Here is a 20505-nt window from a genome sequence, read left to right as displayed (position 1 = left end):
AAGCACGTTTCAAATGACTATCTCGTGAGAACTGTCATATTCCTGACTAACGACCAACCGGGACAGAAGAATGGCAACCGAGGAAATCAGGACAACGGGCGACGCCGCAAGCCTCGCGGCGCTGATTTCGCGCGCGGCCGGCGATAGCGGCGGCTCTAAGAAGGGCCTGCCGCCAGTCGATCGCTGGAATCCGCCATTCTGCGGCGATATCGACATGGAGATCCGCGCCGATGGCACCTGGTTCTATCTTGGCACACCGATCGGCCGCGCGCCTTTAGTGCGGCTGTTTTCCACAGTGCTGCGCAAGGACGAGGATGGAAAGACCTATCTCGTCACGCCTGTGGAAAAGGTGGGCATTCGCGTCGTCGACGCGCCGTTCGTGGCCGTCGAGATGAGCGTGACGGAGCGTGAGGGCAGACGGGTGCTGACCTTCCGCACGAATGTCGGCGATGTCGTCGAGGCGGGCAGGGACCATCCGATCCGCTTCGTCATACGCGGCGAGAACGACGAGCTGAAGCCTTATCTGCATGTCCGCGGGCGGCTCGAGGCTCTGGTGACGCGTGCGGTCATGTACGATCTCATCGAGCTTGGTGAGCCCGTCGTGATTGCCGGGCGGGAGATCTTCTGCGTGCGTTCTGGCAGCTCTATCTTTCCCGTCATGCCGGTTGCCGAACTGGATGCGCTTACTCGATGAATGAATTTCCCCTCTATTCCGCGGATGAATTCCGCCGTCGCGCCCTCCATCAGAGTGGTGGGCCGGTGGAGCTTGCCTGGCGCGATCATGGCGATCATCTCCTCAATCCCGAGACCATATCGCAGGTTGCGGACCTGAAGCTCAAGGATGCCGCCGTGCTCGTGCCTGTTGTCGACAGCGGCGACGATGCCAGGGTCATTTTTACCCTCCGGACATCGACGCTCCGCAAGCATTCCGGCCAGATCGCCTTTCCGGGCGGGGCCATCGATCCGGAAGACGCGTCGCCGGAAATGGCGGCGGTGCGTGAAGCTGGCGAGGAAATCGGGCTCGCCGACATCTTCATCGAACCGGTGGCGCGGCTGCCGCATTATCTGGCGGCTACCGGCTTTCGCATCACACCCATTCTCGCCGTGGTGAAGCCGGGCTTTCATCTGGCTCTCAATCCGACGGAGGTGGAAGATGCCTTCGAGGTGCCGCTCTCCTTCTTGATGGACCCTGACCATCATGTGACCGATACGATGCTCTGGCAGGGAAGCGAACGCCATTTCTACCGCATGCCCTATGGGCAGCGCATGATCTGGGGCATTACCGCGGGTATCGTCCGAACGCTTTATGAAAGGCTCTATACATGACGTCCGTTGCCGATGAGGCCTGGTTTCGCGATGAGGCATTGCAGCGAGTGCTGGCGCTGCTCAATGCCGATGGCGGCGAGGGGCGCGTGGTCGGTGGTGCCGTCCGCAACAGTCTGATGGGGCTGCCCGTTGCCGATATCGACATAGCGACGACCCTCCGGCCGGAAACGGTCGTGGAAAGAGCAGAGGCGGCCGGGATCAAGGCGGTGCCGACCGGCATTGCGCATGGCACGGTTACCTTAGTCATCGATGGAAAACCGTTCGAAATCACCACCTTGCGGCGTGATGTTGAAACGGATGGGCGGCGCGCCGTAGTGGCCTTCAGCCGGGATTGGCAGGCCGATGCCGAGCGACGAGACCTGACGATCAATGCGCTCTATGCATCCGCTGATGGCGAGGTCGTAGATCTCGTCGGCGGGCTTGCCGATCTGGAACGCCGCAACATTCGCTTCATCGGCGATGCGGCGACGCGGATTGCCGAGGATCATTTGCGCATCCTGCGCTTCTTCCGTTTCTTTGCCTATTACGGCAGCGGCCGTCCTGATGCGGATGGTTTGCGCGCCTGTGCTGCTGCAAAATCAAAGATTTCAACACTCTCGGCCGAGCGTGTCTGGTCCGAAATTAAGAAGCTGCTGGCGGCACCGGATCCGGGCAGGGCGCTACTCTGGATGCGCCAGATTGGTATTTTGACCGAGGTGCTGCCGGAAACCGAGAAATGGGGGATCGATGCTATTCCCGGGCTGATTGCCGCCGAACAGGCTCTCGGTTGGCCGCCGGAACCTCTGCTTCGTCTTGCGGCCATTGTGCCGCCCGATGCGGCAAGGCTCGCCAAACTTGCCGAGCGCCTGCGCCTCTCGAAAGCGGAAGGGGCTTATCTGCAAGCCTGGGCGAATGCGCCAATCGTCAAGGACGATATTTCGGACGCGGCCTTCGATCGCCTGCTTTATCGCCATGATCCGACCGGCATCGCGGTTCGCCTGAAGCTGGCGCTAGCCGTTGCCCGCAGTAAGGCGGAGGGCGATTTCGAGGAGATGGCGCGCGTAGCTCGGCTCGGGAAATTGCTGAAACGGGCGGCAAACTGGAAGAAGCCCACTTTTCCGCTCAATGGCGCGGATGCGCTTGCTGCGGGGGTCGATGCGGGACCGCGCGTGGGCGAGCTTCTTGGTAAACTTGAGCAGGAATGGCTCGACGGGAATTTTACGATGAACCGGGCGAGCCTACTCGCCCGACTCAAGGATTTGGCCAATGCCTGATAATGAGGCCTAATTGGCGCTGACTGCCCGGTCCGCCAATCAGGCCGCGTTGGCTTCGTCGCGAATCCGGGCCTTGATATTGTCGACCATGTTTTCGCGGATGATGGTTTCGCCATGCGCTTCGCGCATGTGCTCGACGGCGCGACGGACCACCTCGGCGTCATCCTTGGCGCGGGTGTGCCAGGCGCAACCGGGCACGAGCGTACCACATTCGAACAGTCGCATATCTTCCTCCTCATCTTTCAACGGCTTCTCGCCCAAAAACGACCTGAAGGCCTAAACGCAACGAACGAGAAAAGGTTTCTGCCGTCCGGCAAGTCTCCCGCTTGCCGGCGGCTCTTCCGGACATCAATCCGGCATTGCCCAGGATTTGAAGCAATCCGACGATTGATATCGGGTGATTGGCGGCTGCCTGGCCGAACGATCGGCCGCGAAACGGGCGATATCGCTCGGAGATTTGCCTGCCAATTGCATCCTTACCTGCTCTATGAAACAGGAGAGGGGTAGGTCGGACCCGCTCCGGGTCCGCATATCCTCGGCCAGTCGGATGATAAACTCCGGACTATCGACTGTGCGCGAAAGTTTCTGTTCTTTCGAAGCTTGTGCGACTTGTTTCTCTGCTGCCATTACAACCTCCTCCGATTGAAACGAGCATTAGATCACTTAGGCACTCCTCCCGCCGATTTCAGGACACTGTCCGATCATTTAATGTTGAACGTCTCAAGCGCATCGGGATCCTTTAGATTCGTTGCGCTTGAAGTTCGAAGCTCACCCTGCGTCGTTGTCGCAAAATCGCCGCCTGCTTTTGCGCGACGTATCTTAAGGCCAGCGCACCACCGGCGGCAGAGACGATAGGATCGACTCCACGTTGCCGCCCGTCTTCAGTCCAAATATTGTACCCCTATCGTACAGCAAATTGAACTCCACATAACGTCCGCGGCGAATTAATTGTTCGTCGCGATCTTCTTCCGACCATGTTTCGTTGAAATTGGAGCGGACGATCCGCGGATAGACCATTGCGAAGGCGCGGCCGACGTCGCGGGTGAAGGCGAAATCGGCATTCCAGCCGCCGGATTCTTCCGGCGAATGCAGCCAATCGAAGAAGATGCCGCCAATGCCGCGCGGCTCGTTGCGATGCTTCAGGAAGAAATATTCGTCGCACCAGCTCTTGTAGCGCTGGTAGTCGGCGACGGCGTGGCGGTCGCAGACGATCTGCATGGCGCGGTGGAAGAGGGCGCTGTCGGGATCTTCCTGGGTGCGGCGTCGATCGAGCACCGGCGTCAGGTCGGCGCCGCCGCCGAACCACTGGCTCGTCGTCACTACCATGCGGGTGTTCATATGCACGGTCGGCACGTTCGGGTTGACGGGATGGGCAATCAGCGACAGTCCTGAAGCCCAAAAGCGCGGATCTTCCTCGGCGCCAGGAATCTGGCTGCGAAAGTCGGGAGAGAATTCGCCATAGACCGTCGAGGTGTGGACGCCGACCTTCTCGAAGACGCGGCCCTCCATCATCGACATGCGGCCGCCGCCGCCCTGGCCCTTGTCCCTCTGCCAGTCCTTGGCGACGAAGCGGCCAGGTTGCTGGTCGGAAAGGGGGCCGGTCAGCTCGTTTTCCAGCTGCTCGAACTCCGCGCAGATCGTATCGCGCAGGCCTTCGAACCAGTGTCGCGCTGCCTCTTTCTTTTCTTCAATATCCTCGGGTAATCCCTTGGGAAGATTGGGTCGTTCCATTCACGCTCTCCGACGGTGCGAGCAGCCGGCGGCCCGCGATTCGCACCGTATGTATCGTGATTTGGAATATCAGCAAGATTGCGGCGCAGCCAGTGCAGCAACGTCGCAGGAGAATCGACTCGCAAATTTCACAATGCGGTATTATGTTCCCTCTCTCAAAGGCGAGGTTTTATCATGAGGATACCCGGACCGCCGCCCCTGGATGGGTTGAGAAACAGAATATTCCGTTACCGGCAGGACCATCCGACCGGCGGAAAGAGCGAATTCGTTCGCGAGACCTTTTGTCTCAGTCGCCCGGAAGCGCGCGAAAAGGCGCGTGAATGGTTCAACGAATTCCCGAAAGCGGCCTATTGGACCGAAGTCGAAAGCTGGCGTCAGGTCGACGGCGACCGCATCGAATTCACCATGCGGCGCCTGCCATCGGCGGACTGAACTGAACGACATGGCACCCGCGTCGACGGGTGCTGGCTCTCGAAGTGTGTTCCCGTTTCTCGGAGGCGGGCTGGCGATTGGTCACGCGCTCAATGCTGCATGGTCGGTGGCGGCTCATCCGACGGGCCGAACGCGGGCGGCTGAGTGCTTGGCATGGGCATCGCGGAGAAAGCTTTCTTGACCTTCTCGATCGCAGTCGCATTGCCGCCGGTCGAAGGTGAGGGAGACTTTGTCACCGGTATCGCCGCCCGTTCGGCCGCGGCACCGAGCTTTGCAGCTTGGTGTTCTCCAGCTTTCTGATCTTCGGCGATGGGTGATGCCGCAAGAATTTCCATCAGCGTGATGGTCACCGGCAGGTGGCCGCCTAAGTCGGTGTTCGTGTGATGCCATGCATGCGCGACGCGCCGATCGGCGTGGATGAACCGGCGGGAATTGATCTCGCCGAACCAGTCCCACTCGCCCATGACATCGATGACATCGTTGAATACCGGAGGCATCGCGATGCGCGCACCGATCGTCACGATCTTAGTATGCCGCGCCAGCTCAGCAACTCGTCCTTTATCCTGCTTCGAGAGGTTATGCAGTGCGGCAGACAGCACGAGGTTTCCCTTGGAGTGGCCCGTCAGCAGAGGGAAGGAGAGGCGGGGATCGGCAAGAAGCGCCTGCACGGTTCTCGTGTCGAGGCTGCTGCGAGCCGCTGCCGTCTCAGCCTGTGCTCCGAACCTAGGGCGACCGGCAAGGTCGTCCAAGCTTTCAAGCAGTGGCCGCAGCCCCCTCAAATGACCGAAGAAAAACGATCCGCCGAAGGCTTCGGTGATGGCGTCGGCTATGCCATAGCCGGAGACGACGACTGCGACTGGTGCGTCGATCGCATCGGCCACGTTGCGGGCAAAGGCGGCTGCCCCGAGCGCGGAACCGCCGATGCCGGCGACTGCGAGCGCCCGGGCATTGCGGCCGCCGCGCAGGACGAATTCATCGATGGTTTCGCAGAGTGTGAGTGCTCCAAGACCGCTTGGCGGAATGAGCATGATCGCGCCTTCGGCGGCGAGCGAGTCACTGATATAGAAGGCTTCCTCGGGTGTGATGACCTTGACGTCGTAGAACAGCGCATCGAGAGCGAGGTTGCGCTGGCGGAGGCCCTCAAGCGCGAGGTTGCGCAAAGGGGAGTGCTGGAGCCGTTCGGGGAGGCTCAATGTACGTGCAAACTGCGTAAGGGAAAGCGTGAATGCCGTCTGGAACATGGGTCACCTCGCCAAGGCTGCCTGAGTTAGAGCATTCCAGAGCGAAGCTTCTCACACTTTATCCGGCGTGCCAACGCCTATTCGGGTGCGACATTCAGGCCAGGTGCGGCCCTAGTGCGGTAAGCGGCGGCCATTGCGTTTGCCGCAAGGCTTCACCCGAAATCATGGCCGCCGACATCGCGACATTGATGGAGCGCTGGCCCTCGACCATGGGGATCAGGATGCGGCCATCGGCCTTTTCATGCACATGCTCCGGCACGCCGGCGCTTTCGCGGCCGAAGAGGAGAATATCGTCGTCGTGGTAAGTAAAGTCCGTATAGCGCTGCGCCGCTTTCGTCGAGGCCAGCACCAACCGCCGTCCGCTTTCCTGTCTCCATACCTCGAAGCGTTCCCAGTTGACGTGCCTAATCAGGGTGACCGCGGCAAGGTAATCCATGCCGGCGCGCTTCAGATTGCGGTCGGATATGTCGAAGCCGGCCGGTTCGATGATGTCGACGCCGAGGCCGAGGCAGGCCGCAAGCCGCAGGATCGTGCCGGTGTTGCCGGGAATGTCGGGTTGGTAAAGGGCGATGCGCAGTTTTGTCATATGGTGCCTCTAGCGAAATCGTCCGGATTTGTCTCAGGTTTTTCGAGCGCTCTTCATTTCCGTGATGTCTCCCATAAAGAGAATTGAAGGTTTCAGCCCATTTTTCAGGCATATTTCGCTTTTCAAACAGGAAAAGTCGCGCTAAAAGACGGGCGCTCTACAACTTGCGAAAGAAGGAGGCTCAGATGGATATCTTGTTTGTGATGATGCGCCTCCGTGCCGTGAACCCACGGATTTGACGAGCGCTACAAGGCGCGTATTCGCAAGTACCCCCCTTCTTTAAGTCATTGCGCGGCCACCATGGCCTCGTCGTTTTACCACCCGACCACCATATGAATCTGCGATCTTTCAGCGCAGTGGGTCGTCGAAGGGTCGAGTCTTTGGAGCATGTCCATGTTTAGCTGGTTCGAACGCCGACTAAATCCATTTCCGAGCGAGGTGCCGGATACGCCGCCACGCGGCCTCTTCGCCTTCTGCTGGCATTATTCCAAGCCGGCCCTGCCGTGGCTGATCGCCATGAGCATCCTCACCATGTCGATCGCGATCGGCGAGGTGGCGCTGTTCCAGTTCCTCGGCGATATCGTCGACTGGCTGACACATGCGGATAAGGCGACCTTCCTGCAGACGGAATGGCACAAGCTTTTCTGGATGGGCGCGATGGTGCTGATCGGCTTGCCGGCTGCGGCGATCCTAGACAGCTTCATCATGCACCAGGTGCTGCTCGGCAACTATCCTATGATCGCGCGCTGGCAGATGCACCGCTTCCTGCTGCGCCACAGCATGACTTTTTTCGCCAATGAGTTTGCAGGCCGCGTCGCCACCAAGGTGATGCAGACCTCGCTTGCCGTGCGCGAAACGGTCATGAAGATCCTCGACGTCTTCGTCTACGTGTTCACGTACTTCCTGTCGATGATCCTTGTCATCGCGGCAGCCGACTGGCGGCTGATGATTCCGATCCTGGTCTGGCTCGGTGTCTATGTCGCCATCGTCGCCTATTTCGTGCCGGTGCTGCGCAAGATCGCCGCGCAGCAGGCCGATGCGCGCTCGATGATGACGGGCCGCGTGGTCGACAGCTATACCAACATCGCGACGGTGAAGCTGTTCTCGCATGCGGGCCGCGAAGAGACATATGCCAGGGCCGGTATGGAGGAATTCCTCAATACCGTGCACAAGCAGATGCGCAAGGTGACGCTGTTCCACGCCTCGGTCTATTTCAACAACTGCGCGGCGCTATTCATCGTCTCGGCTCTGTCGATCTGGTTCTGGCTCAGCGGCTCGATCTCGGTCGGCTCCATCGCCATTGCCATCGGCCTTGCGATGCGCGTCAACGGCATGTCGCAATGGGTGATGTGGGAGGTCTCCGCGCTCTTCGAAAACATCGGCACCGTCTACGACGGCATGGAGATGATGTCGAAGCCGCATGATATCGTCGACAAGCCGGCAGCATCGCCGATCGTTGCCAAGCAGGGTGCGATCCGCTTCGAGCACATTCGCTTCCATTACGGCAAGGCGAAGGGTGTCATGGAGGATCTGACCCTCGATATCCGCGCGGGCGAAAAGGTCGGCCTGGTCGGCCGTTCGGGCGCCGGCAAGACGACGCTGATGAACCTGCTGCTGCGCTTCTACGATCTGGAGAGCGGCCGCATCACCATCGACGGCCACGATATCGCAGGCGTCACGCAGGACAGCCTTCGCTCCATGATCGGCGTGGTGACGCAGGACACATCGCTGCTGCACCGCTCTATCCGCGACAACATCGCCTACGGCCGTCCGGAGGCGACCGACGAGGAAATCATCCAGGCGGCCAAGCGCGCCAATGCCTGGGACTTCATCGAAGGTCTGGTCGATATGCACGGCCGCACAGGGCTCGATGCGCAGGTCGGCGAGCGAGGCGTGAAACTGTCAGGCGGCCAGAGGCAGCGCGTCGCGATCGCCCGTGTCTTTCTGAAGGACGCGCCGATCCTGGTGCTCGACGAGGCAACCTCGGCGCTCGATTCCGAAGTGGAAGCGGCGATCCAGGAAAACCTCTTCGCGCTGATGCACGGCAAGACGGTGATTGCCATCGCCCACCGCCTGTCGACGCTGACCGAGATGGACCGTCTCGTCGTTCTCGACAAGGGCCGGATCATCGAGATGGGCACGCATCAGGAACTGGTCCAGGAGGGCGGTATCTACGCCGAGCTCTGGAGCAGGCAGTCCGGTGGCTTCCTCGCCGACCACGAAGAGGTCGAGGCGGCAGCGCAATAATGAACCGAAGAGCTGGGGCGCCACGGCGCCCCAGCTGCTATTTTCCTAAGCGACCATTTTCCAAAAATCCAAAATCTAACAAAGAAGTCTGGAAGGCAACACGCTAACGGCTCGCAAGGGCAAGCTGCGCTGCGAGCACTCCGAATGCGGTCGCGAAGCTTCTGCGCATCCACGACTGAACAGTCGGATTTGAGACGATATGGCGGCGCAGGTAGGCCGCGAACACACCATAGGCTGCGAAAATGATGAAGGTGAGCGCCATGAAGACCAGGCTGAGCTTCAGCATCAGCATGATCGGACTTGTCTGATCCGGCGTCACGAATTGAGGCAGGAAAGCGAAGAAGAAGATCGACAATTTCGGATTGAGCAGGTTGATCAGGATCGCCGAGCCAATCACCTGCCGCGTACTCCTGTCGGTCGGTGCGCCGTCGACACGCAAAACACCTCGTTCTCGAAACATCGACCAGGCCATATAAAGCAGATAGGCGACCCCGAGCCATTTGAGGGCTTGAAATGCCATCGCGCTGGCGTGCAGAAGTGCGGCAAGGCCGCTTATCGCGGCGAGCAAATGCGGGATGATGCCAAGCGTGCAGCCGAGCGCGGCGACCACACTTGCCCTTATGCCACCCGACAATCCGGCCGCAAGCGTGTAGATTGCGCCAGTGCCGGGAGACGCCACGATGATGAGCGTCGTTATCAGAAACTCCATGCTCATATGATTGCCCTCAGGACAGAGTGATATTTTTGTGCGGCGGAAGCCCGATCGGACCGTTCGTTGCGGGGCAGCTGCCGACGGATGACGGAGGCCGTTGATGCGTCGCGTCGATGTGTGGGGAAATGGCAAGCATGGATCCCTCTCGATGATGGCCTGAAGCAATATCGAGGTGTCGTGTTCTCGGGTCTTGAATGAAATTGCGGGTCGGTCGCTATTCCAGCTCATCGTCTTATTCAACCTAACGAAAATGTAACTTTTGTCGCAGCCTCTCTTTACTTTCCGGACGCACCGAAATTCCCTATATCGCTGGCATGCTCATCCGTTCCGTGTTCCGTCTGTTCGAGACCTGGATTGATCCTTACTATCGCAGCGGCGATCTTCGGCCGCCGCGGTCGCTCGGTGCCTTCATCTGGTACTATGTTGGTCAGGCCAAAGGACCCTTCCTGGCGATGGCGGCACTCGGCGGCGCGGTCGCCATGCTCGAGGCGGCGTTGTTCTGGTTCGTCGGGCATCTCGTCGACATCCTCGACAAGGTGAAACCGGGTGGGGGATGGTCAGGGCTGCTTGCCGGCCATGGCGCGGCGCTGGTCGGCATGGTTTTCGTCGTACTCGTAGTGCGGTTCGTGGTCGTCAGCCTCGGCGCGTTGGTCGAGGAACAGGTGGTCGTGCCGGGGTTTCTCAATCTCGTGCGCTGGCAGGCCTATCGGCATGTGGCGAGGCAATCCGTCGAATTCTTCCAGAATGATTTTTCCGGCCGTGTTGTCACCAAGGTCTGGTCGGCGGGGCAGGCGACGGGCGATCTCGTCGTCTCGCTGCTGCAGGTCGTCTGGTTCATCATCATCTATGCGGTCTCCACCATCGCGCTGGTCGGCGGGCTGGATTGGCGGCTGGCGCTGGTAATCGCGGTCTGGATCGGCGTCTTCTCTCTGCTTGCGCGATATTTCGTGCCGCGCATCCGTCGGCATGCGCGCAATGCAGCCGAGGCCTCCTCGATGCTGAATGGTCGCATGGTCGATGCCTACGCCAATATTCAGACGCTGAAGCTCTTCGGGCGGGAGGAGCAGAACGACCATTACATCCGCAATGGTTTCGACCGCTTCCAGGCGGCTGTCATGCCGTTCACGCGATTGTTGACTGGCGTGCGCTCATCGCTGGCGCTGCTGTCAGGCGTCATGATCACCACGATCGGCGCGCTCGCGGTTCATCTCTGGCTGGCGGGTGAAATCTCGACTGGAGGCGTCGCCTTCACGCTCAGCATGGTGTTGCGCCTGAACATGCTCTTCGGCCGGATGATGTCGCAGTTCAATGCCATCATGCGCAATCTCGGCACCATCCAGAATTCGGCCGAAATGATCTCCGAGCCTATCGGTCTGGTCGATCGGCCTGATGCCAAGGATCTGGTCGTCACCGGACCTGAAATTCGTTTCGACAATGTAACGTTTCACTATGGGCGCGGCGGCGGCATCATCGGCAATTTCTCTCTCGACATACGCGCGGGAGAAAAGGTCGGCATCGTCGGCCGCTCCGGAGCAGGCAAGACGACGCTCGTCAACCTGTTGCTGCGCTTCTACGATCTGGAGGGCGGCCGCATCCTGATCGACGGACAGGATATCGCCGCCATCAGGCAGGAGTCGCTGCGTAGCGCGATCGGCATGGTGACACAGGACACCGCTCTCCTCAATCGCTCCATCCGCGATAATATCCTCTTCGGTCGACCCGACGCCAGCGACGAGCAGATGGTGGAGGCGGCCCGGCGGGCGGAGGCAGATCGCTTCATCACCGCTCTCGAGGATCAGAAGGGGCGCACCGCCTATGCCGCCCATGTCGGCGAACGCGGCGTCAAGCTTTCAGGCGGCCAACGCCAGCGCATTGCGATCGCGCGCGTCATGCTGAAGAACGCGCCCATTCTCGTGCTCGACGAGGCGACGTCGGCGCTGGATTCGGAAGTCGAAGCCGTGCTGCAGTCCAATCTCGATGGGCTGATGGAGGGCAAGACCGTGCTTGCGATCGCGCACCGGCTGTCGACCATCGCCAAGCTCGACCGGCTTGTCGTCATCGACAAGGGCGAGATCATCGAGGAGGGGACGCATGACGAGCTGATCGCGCGGGACGGCCTCTATTCCGAGCTCTGGGCACGCCAGTCCGGCGGTTTCATTGCGGCGGATGCCGATTGAGCCACCCTGAAACCCGCCGGATCATTGCTGCCGAGGCATGCTGAACTCCGTCATGAGGCCGAAATGGTTCGAGCCCATGGCGTCGCGGATCTGTTTCACGGATATCAGCCGAAGCGGCGCGCGGGCAAAGACGTGATCGATGGTGATCCCATAGGCTCCAGCAGCAATCGGCCATGTGGCGGGCTCGGGAAAGGCATGGCGAAGGCCGGTTGCCGCCAGGAAATCGCGCATGTCGGGCGTGATGACCGAAGCGTTGAAATCTCCTGCGACTATCAACGGCCCTTTCACGTCATTGAGGGCCGGAGCGAGCAGGCCAAGCTCGATTTGGTGGAATGCATCGAAATAAGGCTTGCTCAGATGAACGGAGGCGAAGTTCACGGGCTGGCCGTCCATGTCGATGGTGGCAAGAATGAAGCGATTGTCCCAGAGGCTGCCGAGGCTGCGCATGAGTTGGGTCTGGAACGGTCTCTTTGACAACAGCAGGGAGTCGCAATCGGTGGTCATCACGCCGCAGCCGATGCGGTTGGGATAGACTTTCAAGATGCGGTCCATCTCGGAAAAGATCGGTCCCGCCTCGAAGATTTCGACGACGTCGGCTTTCGAGGCGATGATGAGATCGGCGATGCGAGGGCCGTTTTCGAAATTGCTGTCCTCGATGTTGAAGGAGAGCAACCTGAAATGCTCGCCGCTCGCCTCAGCCGAAGCGACGAGCGAAGACGCAGCGTATTCCTGCAGCATGAGGATGGAGTGAACCAGCAGGATGATTCCGGCGGCAATCAGGAAGAGCGCATACCAGTGGCGCTTGAAGGCGAATGCGATCAAGGCAAGCAGGATCGCGAACAGGCTTATATGGGTCTGCAGACTTTCGAAAAAGGCCAGCAGCCAGGAATCGGCAATGTAACGTGCGGCAAGAATGCCGACCGCCAGCGTGGCGAGAACGCATAGGATGCAATAAATCGTGTGTCTCATGAGAAGTTCTCGTACTTCATTTTCGCTGCTTCGTATGCGCAAGACAACGAACGCAATCCTCCATAAATCGCGGGGGAAATCCATTGGGATTTAAGTAGTAAAGCGTAGGTCCCACGAAGTGGTGAAAGTGCCGATAGTACGTTGCCTTCCGCAATGCAGCATTGAAATCATTGTCTATTTTGCCTTGCAATATAAGAAAATACTACAGAAATCCCCAGATTTTTCATGGGTTTAACTTTTCGCATCGGCTCTGAGAATGTTCAGGCTCCAGCCTTGCGACGCAATAGCGCAGTTTTGCCGCGACATTGTGCCCTGACCCCTTGCCAAGACTGGACATAATTTGCGATCAAGCTTAGAACGCAGCGGGTTACGGAGGAATCTATGGCGGAATTATGGTCGCGATGATTCGCCGTTAGTGAGGGGTACCACGGTTTTGCCGTGGTTTGCGGGAAGAGGATGTGCAGCGTTGAGCGAGCATAGTACGACAAGTGAATCCACAGGCGAGCCTACGCGCCGCGATTTCCTTTATTTGACAACAGGCATGGCCGGCGCCGTTGGTGCGGTTTCGGTCGCATGGCCGTTTATCGATCAGATGCGCCCGGATGCATCGACCCTTGCTCTTGCTTCCATCGAAGTCGACGTGTCGAGCCTCGAGCCTGGCATGTCGCTGACGGTGAAATGGCGCGGCAAACCCGTCTTCATCCGTAACCGCACGCAAAAGGAAATCGACGATGCCAAGGGCGCGCAGCTGTCGGACCTGAAGGATCCGATCGCGCGCAACGCCAATCTTCCGGCTGACGCACAGGCAACCGATGTTGCCCGTTCGGCCGGCGAGGGCAAGGAAAACTGGCTCGTCATGATCGGCGTTTGCACCCATCTGGGTTGCATTCCGCTCGGCCAGGCAGGTGAATATGGCGGGTGGTTCTGTCCCTGCCATGGCTCGGTCTACGATACCGCCGGCCGCATCCGCCATGGGCCTGCGCCGCAGAACCTCTTCATACCGCAATATGCGTTCACGTCGGAAAAGAAGATCAAGGTCGGTTGAGGGGGAGCTGAATCATGAGTGGTCATTCGTCTTACGAGCCATCTACGGGGCTCGAAAAATGGGTCGACGCGCGGCTTCCGCTGCCACGTATGGTCTATGATAGTTTCATCGCATATCCGGTTCCGCGCAACCTGAACTATGCCTATACGTTCGGCGCCATGCTGGCGGTCATGCTGGTCCTGCAGATCCTGACCGGCGTCGTGCTGGCGATGCATTATGCGGCCAATACTGCGATTGCGTTCAACTCGGTCGAAAAGATCGTCCGCGACGTCAATCACGGCTGGCTGCTGCGCTACATGCACGCCAACGGCGCATCTTTCTTCTTCGTGGCCGTCTACCTGCATATTGCCCGCGGCCTTTACTACGGCTCCTACAAGGCGCCACGCGAAATCCTCTGGATTCTTGGCGTGATCATCTACCTCTTGATGATGGCAACCGCCTTCATGGGCTACGTTCTGCCCTGGGGTCAGATGTCCTTCTGGGGTGCGACCGTCATCACCGGCTTCTTCTCGGCCTTCCCATGGGTCGGCGACTGGATCCAGACCTTCCTGCTCGGCGGCTTCGCCGTTGATGATCCGACGCTCAACCGCTTCTTCTCGCTGCATTATCTGCTGCCGTTCATGATCGCGGGTGTCGTCATCCTGCACATCTGGGCGCTGCATGTGACCGGCCAGACGAACCCGACCGGCGTCGAAGTCAAGCTGAAGACCGACACGGTCGCCTTCACGCCCTATGCGACGCTGAAGGATGCGCTTGGCGTTTCCGTCTTCCTGCTGGTTTTCGCCTACTTCGTCTTCTATCTGCCGAACTTCCTCGGCCATGCCGATAACTACATTCCGGCCAACCCGCTGAAGACGCCGGCCCACATCGTTCCGGAATGGTACTTCCTGCCGTTCTACGCGATGCTGCGCTCGATTACCTTCAACATCGGCCCGATCGACTCCAAGCTCGGCGGCGTTCTGACGATGTTCGGCGCGATCATCGTGCTGTTCTTCCTGCCCTGGCTCGATACGTCGAAGATCCGCTCGGCCGTCTATCGCCCGTGGTACAAGCTGTTCTTCTGGCTGTTCATCGCCGATGCCGTCCTGCTCGGCTGGCTGGGCTCGCAGCCCGCGGAAGGCATCTACACCACGGCTGCGCAGTTCGCGACGCTGTTCTACTTCCTCTTCTTCCTCGTCATCATGCCGGTGCTCGGCATTGTCGAGACTCCGAGGCGCATTCCAAATTCGATTACGGAAGCGGTTCTTGAGAAACAGGGCGGTAAAGTTGCCGCTCCGGTTCAAGCATAACCGGCGATAGAGGAAGAAAACGATGAAGAAGATTATTGTCGGCCTTCTATCCCTGACGCTCATCGGCGGCATCTCGACTGCCGCCGTAATCGCCGCGGAAACGAAGCCCGCTGCCGAAGCCGAAACGCCGCATTACCCGCTGAAGGAGCCGCGCGAGCAGCATTGGACCTTCTCCGGCCCGTTCGGCTATTATGACAAGGCGCAGTTGCAGCGTGGCCTCAAGGTCTATACGGAAGTCTGTTCCGCCTGCCATTCGATGAAGCTCGTGGCTTACCGCACGCTGGAAGACCTCGGCTATACGGAAGCACAGGTGAAGGCCTTTGCGGCCAATTACGAAGTGCAGGACGGCCCGAACCCTCAGGGTGAAATGTTCACCCGCAAGGCGCTTCCGTCTGACCATTTCAACTCGCCGTTCCCAAACGACGAGGCTGCCGCTGCCTCCAACAACGGAGCCGTGCCGCCTGATATGTCGCTGCTTGCCAAGGCGCGCGAAATCGAGCGCGGCTTCCCGCAGTTCATCTTCGACATCTTCACGCAATATCAGGAAGGTGGCCCGGACTACATCTACTCGCTGCTAACAGGCTATGAAGAGCCGCCGGCCGGCTTCACCGTACCGCAGAACTCGCACTACAATCCGTATTTCGATGCGGCTGCGACCTTTGCGATGCCGAAGCCGCTTTCGGACGGTCAGGTGACTTACGACGACGGCGCGCCGCAGACGGTCGATCAGTATGCGAGAGATGTCTCCGCATTCCTGATGTGGACTTCAGAACCGCACCTGGAAGATCGCAAGCACCTTGGCTTCATGGTCATGGTGTTCCTGCTGATCTTCTCAATCTTGATCTATCTCACCAAGCGTTCCGTCTATGCCAAGGCTGGCGCTCACTGAGCATCGCGACAACGATCTAGAGAAGGCGGCCCGGCGAGGCCGCCTTTTCTGTTGGTATAGCGCCCTGGTATTGATAGGGTGCAGCCGGCCCTATCACAGCCTGAGAGACTATATTTGATGAACACTATCGCTTCGGAGCTTGCCGCCAGCATCCGCTCCATTCCGGATTACCCCAAGCCCGGTATCATCTTCCGCGACATCACGACGATGCTTGGCGACGCCAGGGCATTCCGCCGCGCCGTCGATGCGCTGGTGCATCCCTATGCCGGCACCAAGATCGACAAGGTCGCCGGCATGGAAGCGCGCGGCTTCATTCTTGGCGGCGCGGTGGCGCATCAGCTGTCGTCCGGCTTCGTACCGATCCGCAAGAAGGGCAAGCTGCCGCACGACATCGTCCGCATCGCTTACAGCCTGGAATATGGTGTCGACGAAATGGAGATGCACCGTGATGCGGTCAATCCGGGTGAGAGGGTCATCCTCGTTGACGACCTGATCGCGACGGGCGGCACCGCCGTCGGCGCGACGAAGCTTCTGCGCCAGATCGGCGCCGAAGTGGTTGCAGCCTGCTTCGTCATCGATCTGCCTGACCTTGGTGGGCGCAGGAAGCTGGAAGAGCTTGACGTGCCCGTGCATACGCTGGTGGAATTCGCCGGTCACTGATCGGCCTGGAAGATGGGCGGGGTCATCACGAGCGGCCCCCGCGGCTTGCTATTCTAAGGCAAGCACCGTGCTTTCGAAGCGCAGGGCCGGCAAGCCATCCTGGTTTATCCCGTCACAAGCGAGTGTGTAGAGCGTCCAGCCGGGGCGCGAGGCCAAGGCGCGGCTGTCGAGGATCGCCACGCCATAGCTGATGGTATCGCCGGCAAAGACCGGCCTCAGCCATTGCAGGTTCTTGAAGCCGGGCGAGGGGCCAAGATTGGGTGGCGTCTTGCCTTCGGCGGTCAGTCTTGCCGTTTCGGACTTCCAGAAATCGACGAAGCTGCGCATCCACATGGAGCAGCTGTGCCAACCGGAGGCGCAGAGGCCGCCGAACAAGGAATGTTTGGCCGCTTCCGCATCCATGTGGAAGATCTGCGGATCGAAGCGCGAGGCAAAGTGGACGATGGCTTCGGGTGTGAAGGTGTGGCTGCCGATCTCGATGCGTTCACCGATGGCATAGAGGTCGCTCATTTTCATGCCGAAACCTCCGCGCCGGCGCGCATGCGGATCATGGTCGCGTTTTCTCCAAGGCAGACGAGTTCGCCGCGCTGGTTTTCGACTTCATGACGGAATTTGACGATGCCGATGCCGGGGCGGGAGCGCATGGGGCGCGCCTCGACCACGATGGAACGGCCTGACAGGGTATCCCCGGCCAGAACCGGCTTTTTCCATTCCATGAAATCGATGCCCGGTGCGCCTTGCGCGTCGGTGGCAAGGAGATAGGAATCGCACATCATGCGCATGAACACCGCCGAGGTGTGCCAGCCGGAAGCGGCAAGGCCGCCGAGAATGCTGGCGCGGCCGGCTTCTTCGTCCAGATGCATCGGTTGCGGATCGAATTCACTGGCGAATTCAATGATCTCCGCCGCGGTCATATGCTTCGGGCCGAGGGCAAATTCTCGTCCTGGCTGGAAGTCTTCGTAGACGAGTTTCGTCATGTCTGCTGTCGTCCTCCACGTCTAATCCATCGGCAATCGCATAGCCTGCAGTGACGGTGCAAGCATTTTCATGCTCGTGACAAGGTGTGGCCAAAGATGATTGTCTATCGACGACCGACAGCCCTTGATTGTGGGTCAACGATATGTTGAGGCTTGGCGGTGATGAAATGAAGCGAGAGGGAGAATGAGCGAACTCAAGGTCGCATTGGAAGATGCTGCAGGCGAAGGGATTATTTCCTCGGGCCAGGCAGAACGATTGCTGCCCTACCTCACTGCGAGGAATATCGGCGTGCTGCCGGCGCAGGCTCTTTCATCGCAGCACGGGCAGGACGATCCCAATCCGCTGGAAGATACGGAAGCGCCGCGTTTCGTGCGTGGCTTTCACGATGTACTCATCACTATCGGCGTCATCGTGCTGCTCATCGGACTATGGGGATTGGCGAACCGCTATGCGCCCATACTGGCGATCGTCGTGCTTGCCGAGATCCTGGTGCGCCGCCAGCGACTGGCGCTTCCGGCCGTGGTCTTGACCGTCGCCCTCGCCGTCTGGGTTTTCTATACGGTGGTGACCTATGTCAGCTCCACACCGGCACTCAGCAACGATTTCACGATCGGCGCAATCGTCCTGGTGGCGCCATTCCCGCTGTCTCTGGCCTTGTTTTACTGGCGCTACCGCGTGCCGTTGGCGCTGGCGCTCTTCCTGTTTTCCTTGTTCGGCCTGTTTCTCGCCGCGGTCTTCTATGCCGTCGGCACGGTAACTGGCTCTTCGAATGTGCCGGCGGATTATCCCATCCAGACGATGATGATCTTGCTGGTGACCGCTCTTGGCAGCTTTATATTGGCAATGCGCTATGATCTCAGCGATCCGCAGAGAGTTACGCGCCGGTCCGACGTGGCCTTCTGGCTGCATCTCGCTACGGCGCCGGCCTTACTCTACTCGACAATCCTGTTGGCATTGCGCCTCGAGCTTGCCAGTAACGGTATTGTGTTCACCAATCTCACCGATGCCCTCTTCGGGGGCTATCTGCAAGCGGTGACCGTCCTCGTGGCGGTTCTGGTGATGATGCTGATCGGGCTCGTCATCGATCGCCGCGCTTTCGTCACCGCCGGCCTCGTATCGCTGGGCTTGGCGACGGCAGCCATCCTCAGGCACAACAATGCCGGTCTCGATAAGGTCGGCTTCCTGGTGTTGATGATCGTAGGGCTGGTCGTGCTCGTGATCGGCATCGGCTGGGCCGATCTGCGCCGCCTCATCGTGAGGTGCCTGCCTGCTGGCATGCAAGCGAGATTGCCGGCGTTGAGATAGGCGCCGGCAAGATAAAGGCGATCAGGTGTTGAAGCGGAAGTGGATGACGTCGCCGTCCTGGACGACATATTCCTTGCCTTCGTCACGGGCTTTGCCGGCTTCTTTCGCGCCGGTTTCGCCGTTATAGGCGATGTAATCGTCATAGGCGATCGTGTTGGCGCGGATGAAGCCGCGTTCGAAATCCGAATGGATAACGCCGGCGGCCTGCGGTGCCTTCGTGCCCTGCTCGATAGTCCAGGCGCGCGTTTCCTTCGGGCCTACGGTGAAGTAGGTGATGAGGTGCAGGAGCTTGTAGCCGGCGCGGATCAGGCGGTCGAGGCCAGCTTCGTCGAGGCCGAGCGCGGAGAGGAATTCCTTCGCCTCTTCGTCGGGCAGCTGCGCCACTTCCGCCTCGATGGCGGCGGAGATGATGACGACTTCCGAATTCTGCTCCTTGGCCATGGCAGCGACTGCTGCCGTATGCTCGTTGCCGGTCGCGGCATCGCCCTCGGCGACGTTGCAGACGTAGAGCACCGGGTGCGAGGTCAACAGGTTCAGGCCCTTGAGGATGCGAGTCTCTTCGGCGTCGAGCTTCGAGAGCAGCGTGCGCACCGGCTTGCCTTCCTGAAGCAATGCGAGCGACGCATCCATGATCGGCAGCATCGCCATGGATTCCTTGTCCTTGCCGGTAGCGCGCTTGCGCGTCTGCTCGGTGCGGCGCTCAAGGCTCTCGAGGTCGGCGAGCATCAGCTCGGTTTCGATCGTCTCGGCATCGGCGACCGGATTGATGCGGCCTTCGACATGGGTGATGTCGCTATCTTCGAAGCAGCGCAGCACATGCACGATGGCATCGACTTCGCGGATATTGGCGAGGAACTGGTTGCCGAGGCCTTCGCCCTTCGACGCGCCGCGCACGAGGCCGGCGATGTCGACGAAGGAGATGCGCGTCGGGATCAATTCCTTCGACCTGGCGATGTCGGCAAGCTTGCGCATGCGCGGATCGGGAACCGCGACTTCACCCGTGTTCGGCTCGATCGTGCAGAACGGATAATTCGCCGCCTGCGCCGCTGCCGTCTTGGTCAGTGCGTTGAACAGAGTGGACTTGCCGACATTCGGCAGCCCGACGATACCGCATTTGAAACCCATGGCACCTTGTCCATATCTTGAAAATCTTTGCAGTGCGTATGGGGGAACGGCCGTTGCGGGTCAAGTCTTGTGCGGGCAAACAGCCGCTTTTCTGCTGATGGAGGGCTGAGAGCGGGAAACGGCCACATTGTCTCCCTGACACGACCATCCTTGAAGGATGTGGTGCGCTGCACTATAATCTCCCCATTAGCCCAAAACCCTTTCCCCTGTCGTCAACGGTGATGCCGATGAGTGACAATGATGTTGTCCTGAAACCAAAGACTAAAACAAAGCCGAAGGTCGAGAGGCCAAAGCTCTACAAGATCATTCTCGTGAACGACGATTACACGCCGCGGGAATTCGTCATCATGGTGCTCAAAGCCGTCTTCCGCATGAGCGAGGAGAGCGGCTATCGCGTCATGATGACGGCACACAAGCTCGGCACTTGCGTGGTCATGGTCTGTGCGCGGGATATTGCCGAGACGAAGGCGCAGGAAGCGGTCGATCTTGCCAAAAGCGCCGGTTTCCCGCTGATGTTCACGACCGAGCCTGAGGAATAGG

General features: G+C 59.6%; 22 protein-coding genes. 12 read left to right on the top strand and 10 right to left on the bottom strand.

What is annotated here, in order from left to right; genetic code table 11:
• The first annotated feature begins 70 nt into the window (after window positions 1-70).
• The 3 genes from AC13RM_RS10625 to AC13RM_RS10615 are packed head-to-tail and all read left to right on the top strand — an operon-like array spanning window position 71 to window position 2579.
• Entirely contained in the window at window positions 71-694 is a 624-nt protein-coding gene (locus AC13RM_RS10625; protein ID WP_112334301.1) for a DUF1285 domain-containing protein, read from the top strand.
• Window positions 691-1326, top strand: coding sequence for an NUDIX hydrolase (locus tag AC13RM_RS10620; RefSeq protein ID WP_113230268.1), 636 nt, complete (start codon window positions 691-693; stop codon window positions 1324-1326). The genes AC13RM_RS10625 and AC13RM_RS10620 overlap by 4 nt, the downstream gene beginning before the upstream one ends.
• Complete coding sequence (locus AC13RM_RS10615; protein WP_440480077.1) at window positions 1323-2579, top strand: CCA tRNA nucleotidyltransferase; 1257 nt, start codon at window positions 1323-1325, stop codon at window positions 2577-2579. The genes AC13RM_RS10620 and AC13RM_RS10615 overlap by 4 nt, the downstream gene beginning before the upstream one ends.
• 39 nt (window positions 2580-2618) lie before the next feature.
• On the opposite strand, the gene AC13RM_RS10610 is transcribed toward AC13RM_RS10615, so the two are convergent.
• The 3 genes from AC13RM_RS10610 to hemF all read right to left on the bottom strand — a co-directional run bounded on the left by AC13RM_RS10610 (window position 2619) and on the right by hemF (window position 4310).
• On the bottom strand, window positions 2619-2804 hold the full coding sequence (locus AC13RM_RS10610; RefSeq protein ID WP_075851104.1) for a DUF1059 domain-containing protein: 186 nt from the start codon (window positions 2802-2804) through the stop codon (window positions 2619-2621).
• A gap of 123 nt (window positions 2805-2927) precedes the next feature.
• On the bottom strand, window positions 2928-3206 hold the full coding sequence (locus AC13RM_RS10605) for a hypothetical protein (protein ID WP_113230270.1): 279 nt from the start codon (window positions 3204-3206) through the stop codon (window positions 2928-2930).
• Window positions 3207-3398: 192 nt separating this feature from the next.
• Window positions 3399-4310, bottom strand: coding sequence for an oxygen-dependent coproporphyrinogen oxidase (gene hemF, locus AC13RM_RS10600; RefSeq protein ID WP_285171207.1), 912 nt, complete (start codon window positions 4308-4310; stop codon window positions 3399-3401).
• Window positions 4311-4481: 171 nt separating this feature from the next.
• Here hemF and AC13RM_RS10595 point away from each other — a divergent pair, with 171 nt between their 5' ends.
• Window positions 4482-4742 (top strand): hypothetical protein, encoded by a 261-nt coding sequence (locus AC13RM_RS10595; RefSeq protein WP_285171540.1) that lies wholly within the window; start codon window positions 4482-4484, stop codon window positions 4740-4742.
• 89 nt (window positions 4743-4831) lie between these two features.
• Here AC13RM_RS10595 and AC13RM_RS10590 read toward each other — a convergent pair whose 3' ends face one another.
• Together AC13RM_RS10590 and AC13RM_RS10585 are read right to left on the bottom strand one after the other, a co-directional pair.
• A complete protein-coding gene (locus AC13RM_RS10590; RefSeq protein WP_440480076.1) occupies window positions 4832-5983 on the bottom strand; it encodes a hypothetical protein in 1152 nt (383 codons plus the stop codon).
• Window positions 5984-6077: 94 nt separating this feature from the next.
• Window positions 6078-6569: a tRNA (cytidine(34)-2'-O)-methyltransferase gene (locus AC13RM_RS10585; protein ID WP_440480075.1), complete on the bottom strand. Its 492-nt coding sequence runs from the start codon at window positions 6567-6569 to the stop codon at window positions 6078-6080.
• Between the two features lie 393 nt (window positions 6570-6962).
• Between AC13RM_RS10585 and AC13RM_RS10580 the strand changes: the two genes are divergently transcribed.
• Window positions 6963-8816 carry an ABC transporter ATP-binding protein gene (locus AC13RM_RS10580; protein ID WP_440480074.1) on the top strand — a complete coding sequence of 618 codons (1854 nt, stop codon included), beginning with the start codon at window positions 6963-6965 and terminating at the stop codon, window positions 8814-8816.
• Window positions 8817-8919: 103 nt separating this feature from the next.
• Here AC13RM_RS10580 and AC13RM_RS10575 read toward each other — a convergent pair whose 3' ends face one another.
• The gene (locus tag AC13RM_RS10575) at window positions 8920-9531 is read right to left on the bottom strand and encodes a LysE family translocator (RefSeq protein ID WP_113230276.1); all 612 of its coding nucleotides are present in this window, start codon (window positions 9529-9531) and stop codon (window positions 8920-8922) included.
• 311 nt (window positions 9532-9842) lie between these two features.
• Here AC13RM_RS10575 and AC13RM_RS10570 point away from each other — a divergent pair, with 311 nt between their 5' ends.
• The gene (locus AC13RM_RS10570) at window positions 9843-11705 is read left to right on the top strand and encodes an ABC transporter ATP-binding protein (RefSeq protein ID WP_374815260.1); all 1863 of its coding nucleotides are present in this window, start codon (window positions 9843-9845) and stop codon (window positions 11703-11705) included.
• A 21-nt stretch (window positions 11706-11726) separates the two neighbouring features.
• Here the strand turns inward: AC13RM_RS10570 and AC13RM_RS10565 are convergent, their stop codons facing one another.
• A complete protein-coding gene (locus tag AC13RM_RS10565; protein WP_440480073.1) occupies window positions 11727-12674 on the bottom strand; it encodes an endonuclease/exonuclease/phosphatase family protein in 948 nt (315 codons plus the stop codon).
• Between the two features lie 466 nt (window positions 12675-13140).
• On the opposite strand from AC13RM_RS10565, the gene petA reads away from it, so the two are divergent.
• The 4 genes from petA to AC13RM_RS10545 all read left to right on the top strand — a co-directional run bounded on the left by petA (window position 13141) and on the right by AC13RM_RS10545 (window position 16557).
• Window positions 13141-13719 carry a ubiquinol-cytochrome c reductase iron-sulfur subunit gene (gene petA, locus AC13RM_RS10560; protein ID WP_113230279.1) on the top strand — a complete coding sequence of 193 codons (579 nt, stop codon included), beginning with the start codon at window positions 13141-13143 and terminating at the stop codon, window positions 13717-13719.
• Window positions 13720-13733: 14 nt separating this feature from the next.
• The gene (locus tag AC13RM_RS10555; protein WP_113230280.1) at window positions 13734-15008 is read left to right on the top strand and encodes a cytochrome b; all 1275 of its coding nucleotides are present in this window, start codon (window positions 13734-13736) and stop codon (window positions 15006-15008) included.
• Between the two features lie 22 nt (window positions 15009-15030).
• Entirely contained in the window at window positions 15031-15897 is an 867-nt protein-coding gene (locus tag AC13RM_RS10550) for a cytochrome c1 (protein ID WP_113230281.1), read from the top strand.
• Between the two features lie 117 nt (window positions 15898-16014).
• Entirely contained in the window at window positions 16015-16557 is a 543-nt protein-coding gene (locus tag AC13RM_RS10545; protein WP_113230282.1) for an adenine phosphoribosyltransferase, read from the top strand.
• Between the two features lie 48 nt (window positions 16558-16605).
• Here AC13RM_RS10545 and AC13RM_RS10540 read toward each other — a convergent pair whose 3' ends face one another.
• Complete coding sequence (locus tag AC13RM_RS10540) at window positions 16606-17073, bottom strand: MaoC family dehydratase (RefSeq protein WP_113230283.1); 468 nt, start codon at window positions 17071-17073, stop codon at window positions 16606-16608.
• On the bottom strand, window positions 17070-17534 hold the full coding sequence (locus AC13RM_RS10535; RefSeq protein WP_440480070.1) for a MaoC family dehydratase: 465 nt from the start codon (window positions 17532-17534) through the stop codon (window positions 17070-17072). The genes AC13RM_RS10540 and AC13RM_RS10535 overlap by 4 nt, the downstream gene beginning before the upstream one ends.
• Before the next feature lie 184 nt (window positions 17535-17718).
• On the opposite strand from AC13RM_RS10535, the gene AC13RM_RS10530 reads away from it, so the two are divergent.
• The gene (locus tag AC13RM_RS10530; RefSeq protein ID WP_488554914.1) at window positions 17719-18840 is read left to right on the top strand and encodes a hypothetical protein; all 1122 of its coding nucleotides are present in this window, start codon (window positions 17719-17721) and stop codon (window positions 18838-18840) included.
• Window positions 18841-18861: 21 nt separating this feature from the next.
• Here AC13RM_RS10530 and ychF read toward each other — a convergent pair whose 3' ends face one another.
• The gene (ychF, locus tag AC13RM_RS10525; protein ID WP_374815252.1) at window positions 18862-19965 is read right to left on the bottom strand and encodes a redox-regulated ATPase YchF; all 1104 of its coding nucleotides are present in this window, start codon (window positions 19963-19965) and stop codon (window positions 18862-18864) included.
• 227 nt (window positions 19966-20192) lie between these two features.
• Here ychF and clpS point away from each other — a divergent pair, with 227 nt between their 5' ends.
• Window positions 20193-20504 carry an ATP-dependent Clp protease adapter ClpS gene (gene clpS / locus AC13RM_RS10520; protein ID WP_113230442.1) on the top strand — a complete coding sequence of 104 codons (312 nt, stop codon included), beginning with the start codon at window positions 20193-20195 and terminating at the stop codon, window positions 20502-20504.
• The last annotated feature ends 1 nt before the right edge of the window (window position 20505 follow it).

Source organism: Martinezella sp. CNPSo 3732 (assembly GCF_057784515.1).
This window is presented reverse-complemented; position numbering and strand designations above follow the sequence as displayed.

Excerpts from the sequence above, each read along its gene's own strand:
- AC13RM_RS10625 (WP_112334301.1), top strand. The coding sequence starts at position 71 with ATGGCAACCGAGGAAATCAGGACAACGGGCGACGCCGCAAGCCTCGCG.
- AC13RM_RS10620 (WP_113230268.1), top strand. The coding sequence starts at position 691 with ATGAATGAATTTCCCCTCTATTCCGCGGATGAATTCCGCCGTCGCGCC.
- AC13RM_RS10615 (WP_440480077.1), top strand. The coding sequence starts at position 1,323 with ATGACGTCCGTTGCCGATGAGGCCTGGTTTCGCGATGAGGCATTGCAG.
- AC13RM_RS10610 (WP_075851104.1), bottom strand. The coding sequence starts at position 2,804 with ATGCGACTGTTCGAATGTGGTACGCTCGTGCCCGGTTGCGCCTGGCAC.
- AC13RM_RS10605 (WP_113230270.1), bottom strand. The coding sequence starts at position 3,206 with ATGGCAGCAGAGAAACAAGTCGCACAAGCTTCGAAAGAACAGAAACTT.
- hemF (WP_285171207.1), bottom strand. The coding sequence starts at position 4,310 with ATGGAACGACCCAATCTTCCCAAGGGATTACCCGAGGATATTGAAGAA.
- AC13RM_RS10590 (WP_440480076.1), bottom strand. The coding sequence starts at position 5,983 with ATGTTCCAGACGGCATTCACGCTTTCCCTTACGCAGTTTGCACGTACA.
- AC13RM_RS10585 (WP_440480075.1), bottom strand. The coding sequence starts at position 6,569 with ATGACAAAACTGCGCATCGCCCTTTACCAACCCGACATTCCCGGCAAC.
- AC13RM_RS10580 (WP_440480074.1), top strand. The coding sequence starts at position 6,963 with ATGTTTAGCTGGTTCGAACGCCGACTAAATCCATTTCCGAGCGAGGTG.
- AC13RM_RS10575 (WP_113230276.1), bottom strand. The coding sequence starts at position 9,531 with ATGAGCATGGAGTTTCTGATAACGACGCTCATCATCGTGGCGTCTCCC.
- AC13RM_RS10570 (WP_374815260.1), top strand. The coding sequence starts at position 9,843 with ATGCTCATCCGTTCCGTGTTCCGTCTGTTCGAGACCTGGATTGATCCT.
- AC13RM_RS10565 (WP_440480073.1), bottom strand. The coding sequence starts at position 12,674 with ATGAGACACACGATTTATTGCATCCTATGCGTTCTCGCCACGCTGGCG.
- AC13RM_RS10555 (WP_113230280.1), top strand. The coding sequence starts at position 13,734 with ATGAGTGGTCATTCGTCTTACGAGCCATCTACGGGGCTCGAAAAATGG.
- AC13RM_RS10550 (WP_113230281.1), top strand. The coding sequence starts at position 15,031 with ATGAAGAAGATTATTGTCGGCCTTCTATCCCTGACGCTCATCGGCGGC.
- AC13RM_RS10545 (WP_113230282.1), top strand. The coding sequence starts at position 16,015 with ATGAACACTATCGCTTCGGAGCTTGCCGCCAGCATCCGCTCCATTCCG.
- AC13RM_RS10540 (WP_113230283.1), bottom strand. The coding sequence starts at position 17,073 with ATGAAAATGAGCGACCTCTATGCCATCGGTGAACGCATCGAGATCGGC.
- AC13RM_RS10535 (WP_440480070.1), bottom strand. The coding sequence starts at position 17,534 with ATGACGAAACTCGTCTACGAAGACTTCCAGCCAGGACGAGAATTTGCC.
- AC13RM_RS10530 (WP_488554914.1), top strand. The coding sequence starts at position 17,719 with ATGAGCGAACTCAAGGTCGCATTGGAAGATGCTGCAGGCGAAGGGATT.
- ychF (WP_374815252.1), bottom strand. The coding sequence starts at position 19,965 with ATGGGTTTCAAATGCGGTATCGTCGGGCTGCCGAATGTCGGCAAGTCC.
- clpS (WP_113230442.1), top strand. The coding sequence starts at position 20,193 with ATGAGTGACAATGATGTTGTCCTGAAACCAAAGACTAAAACAAAGCCG.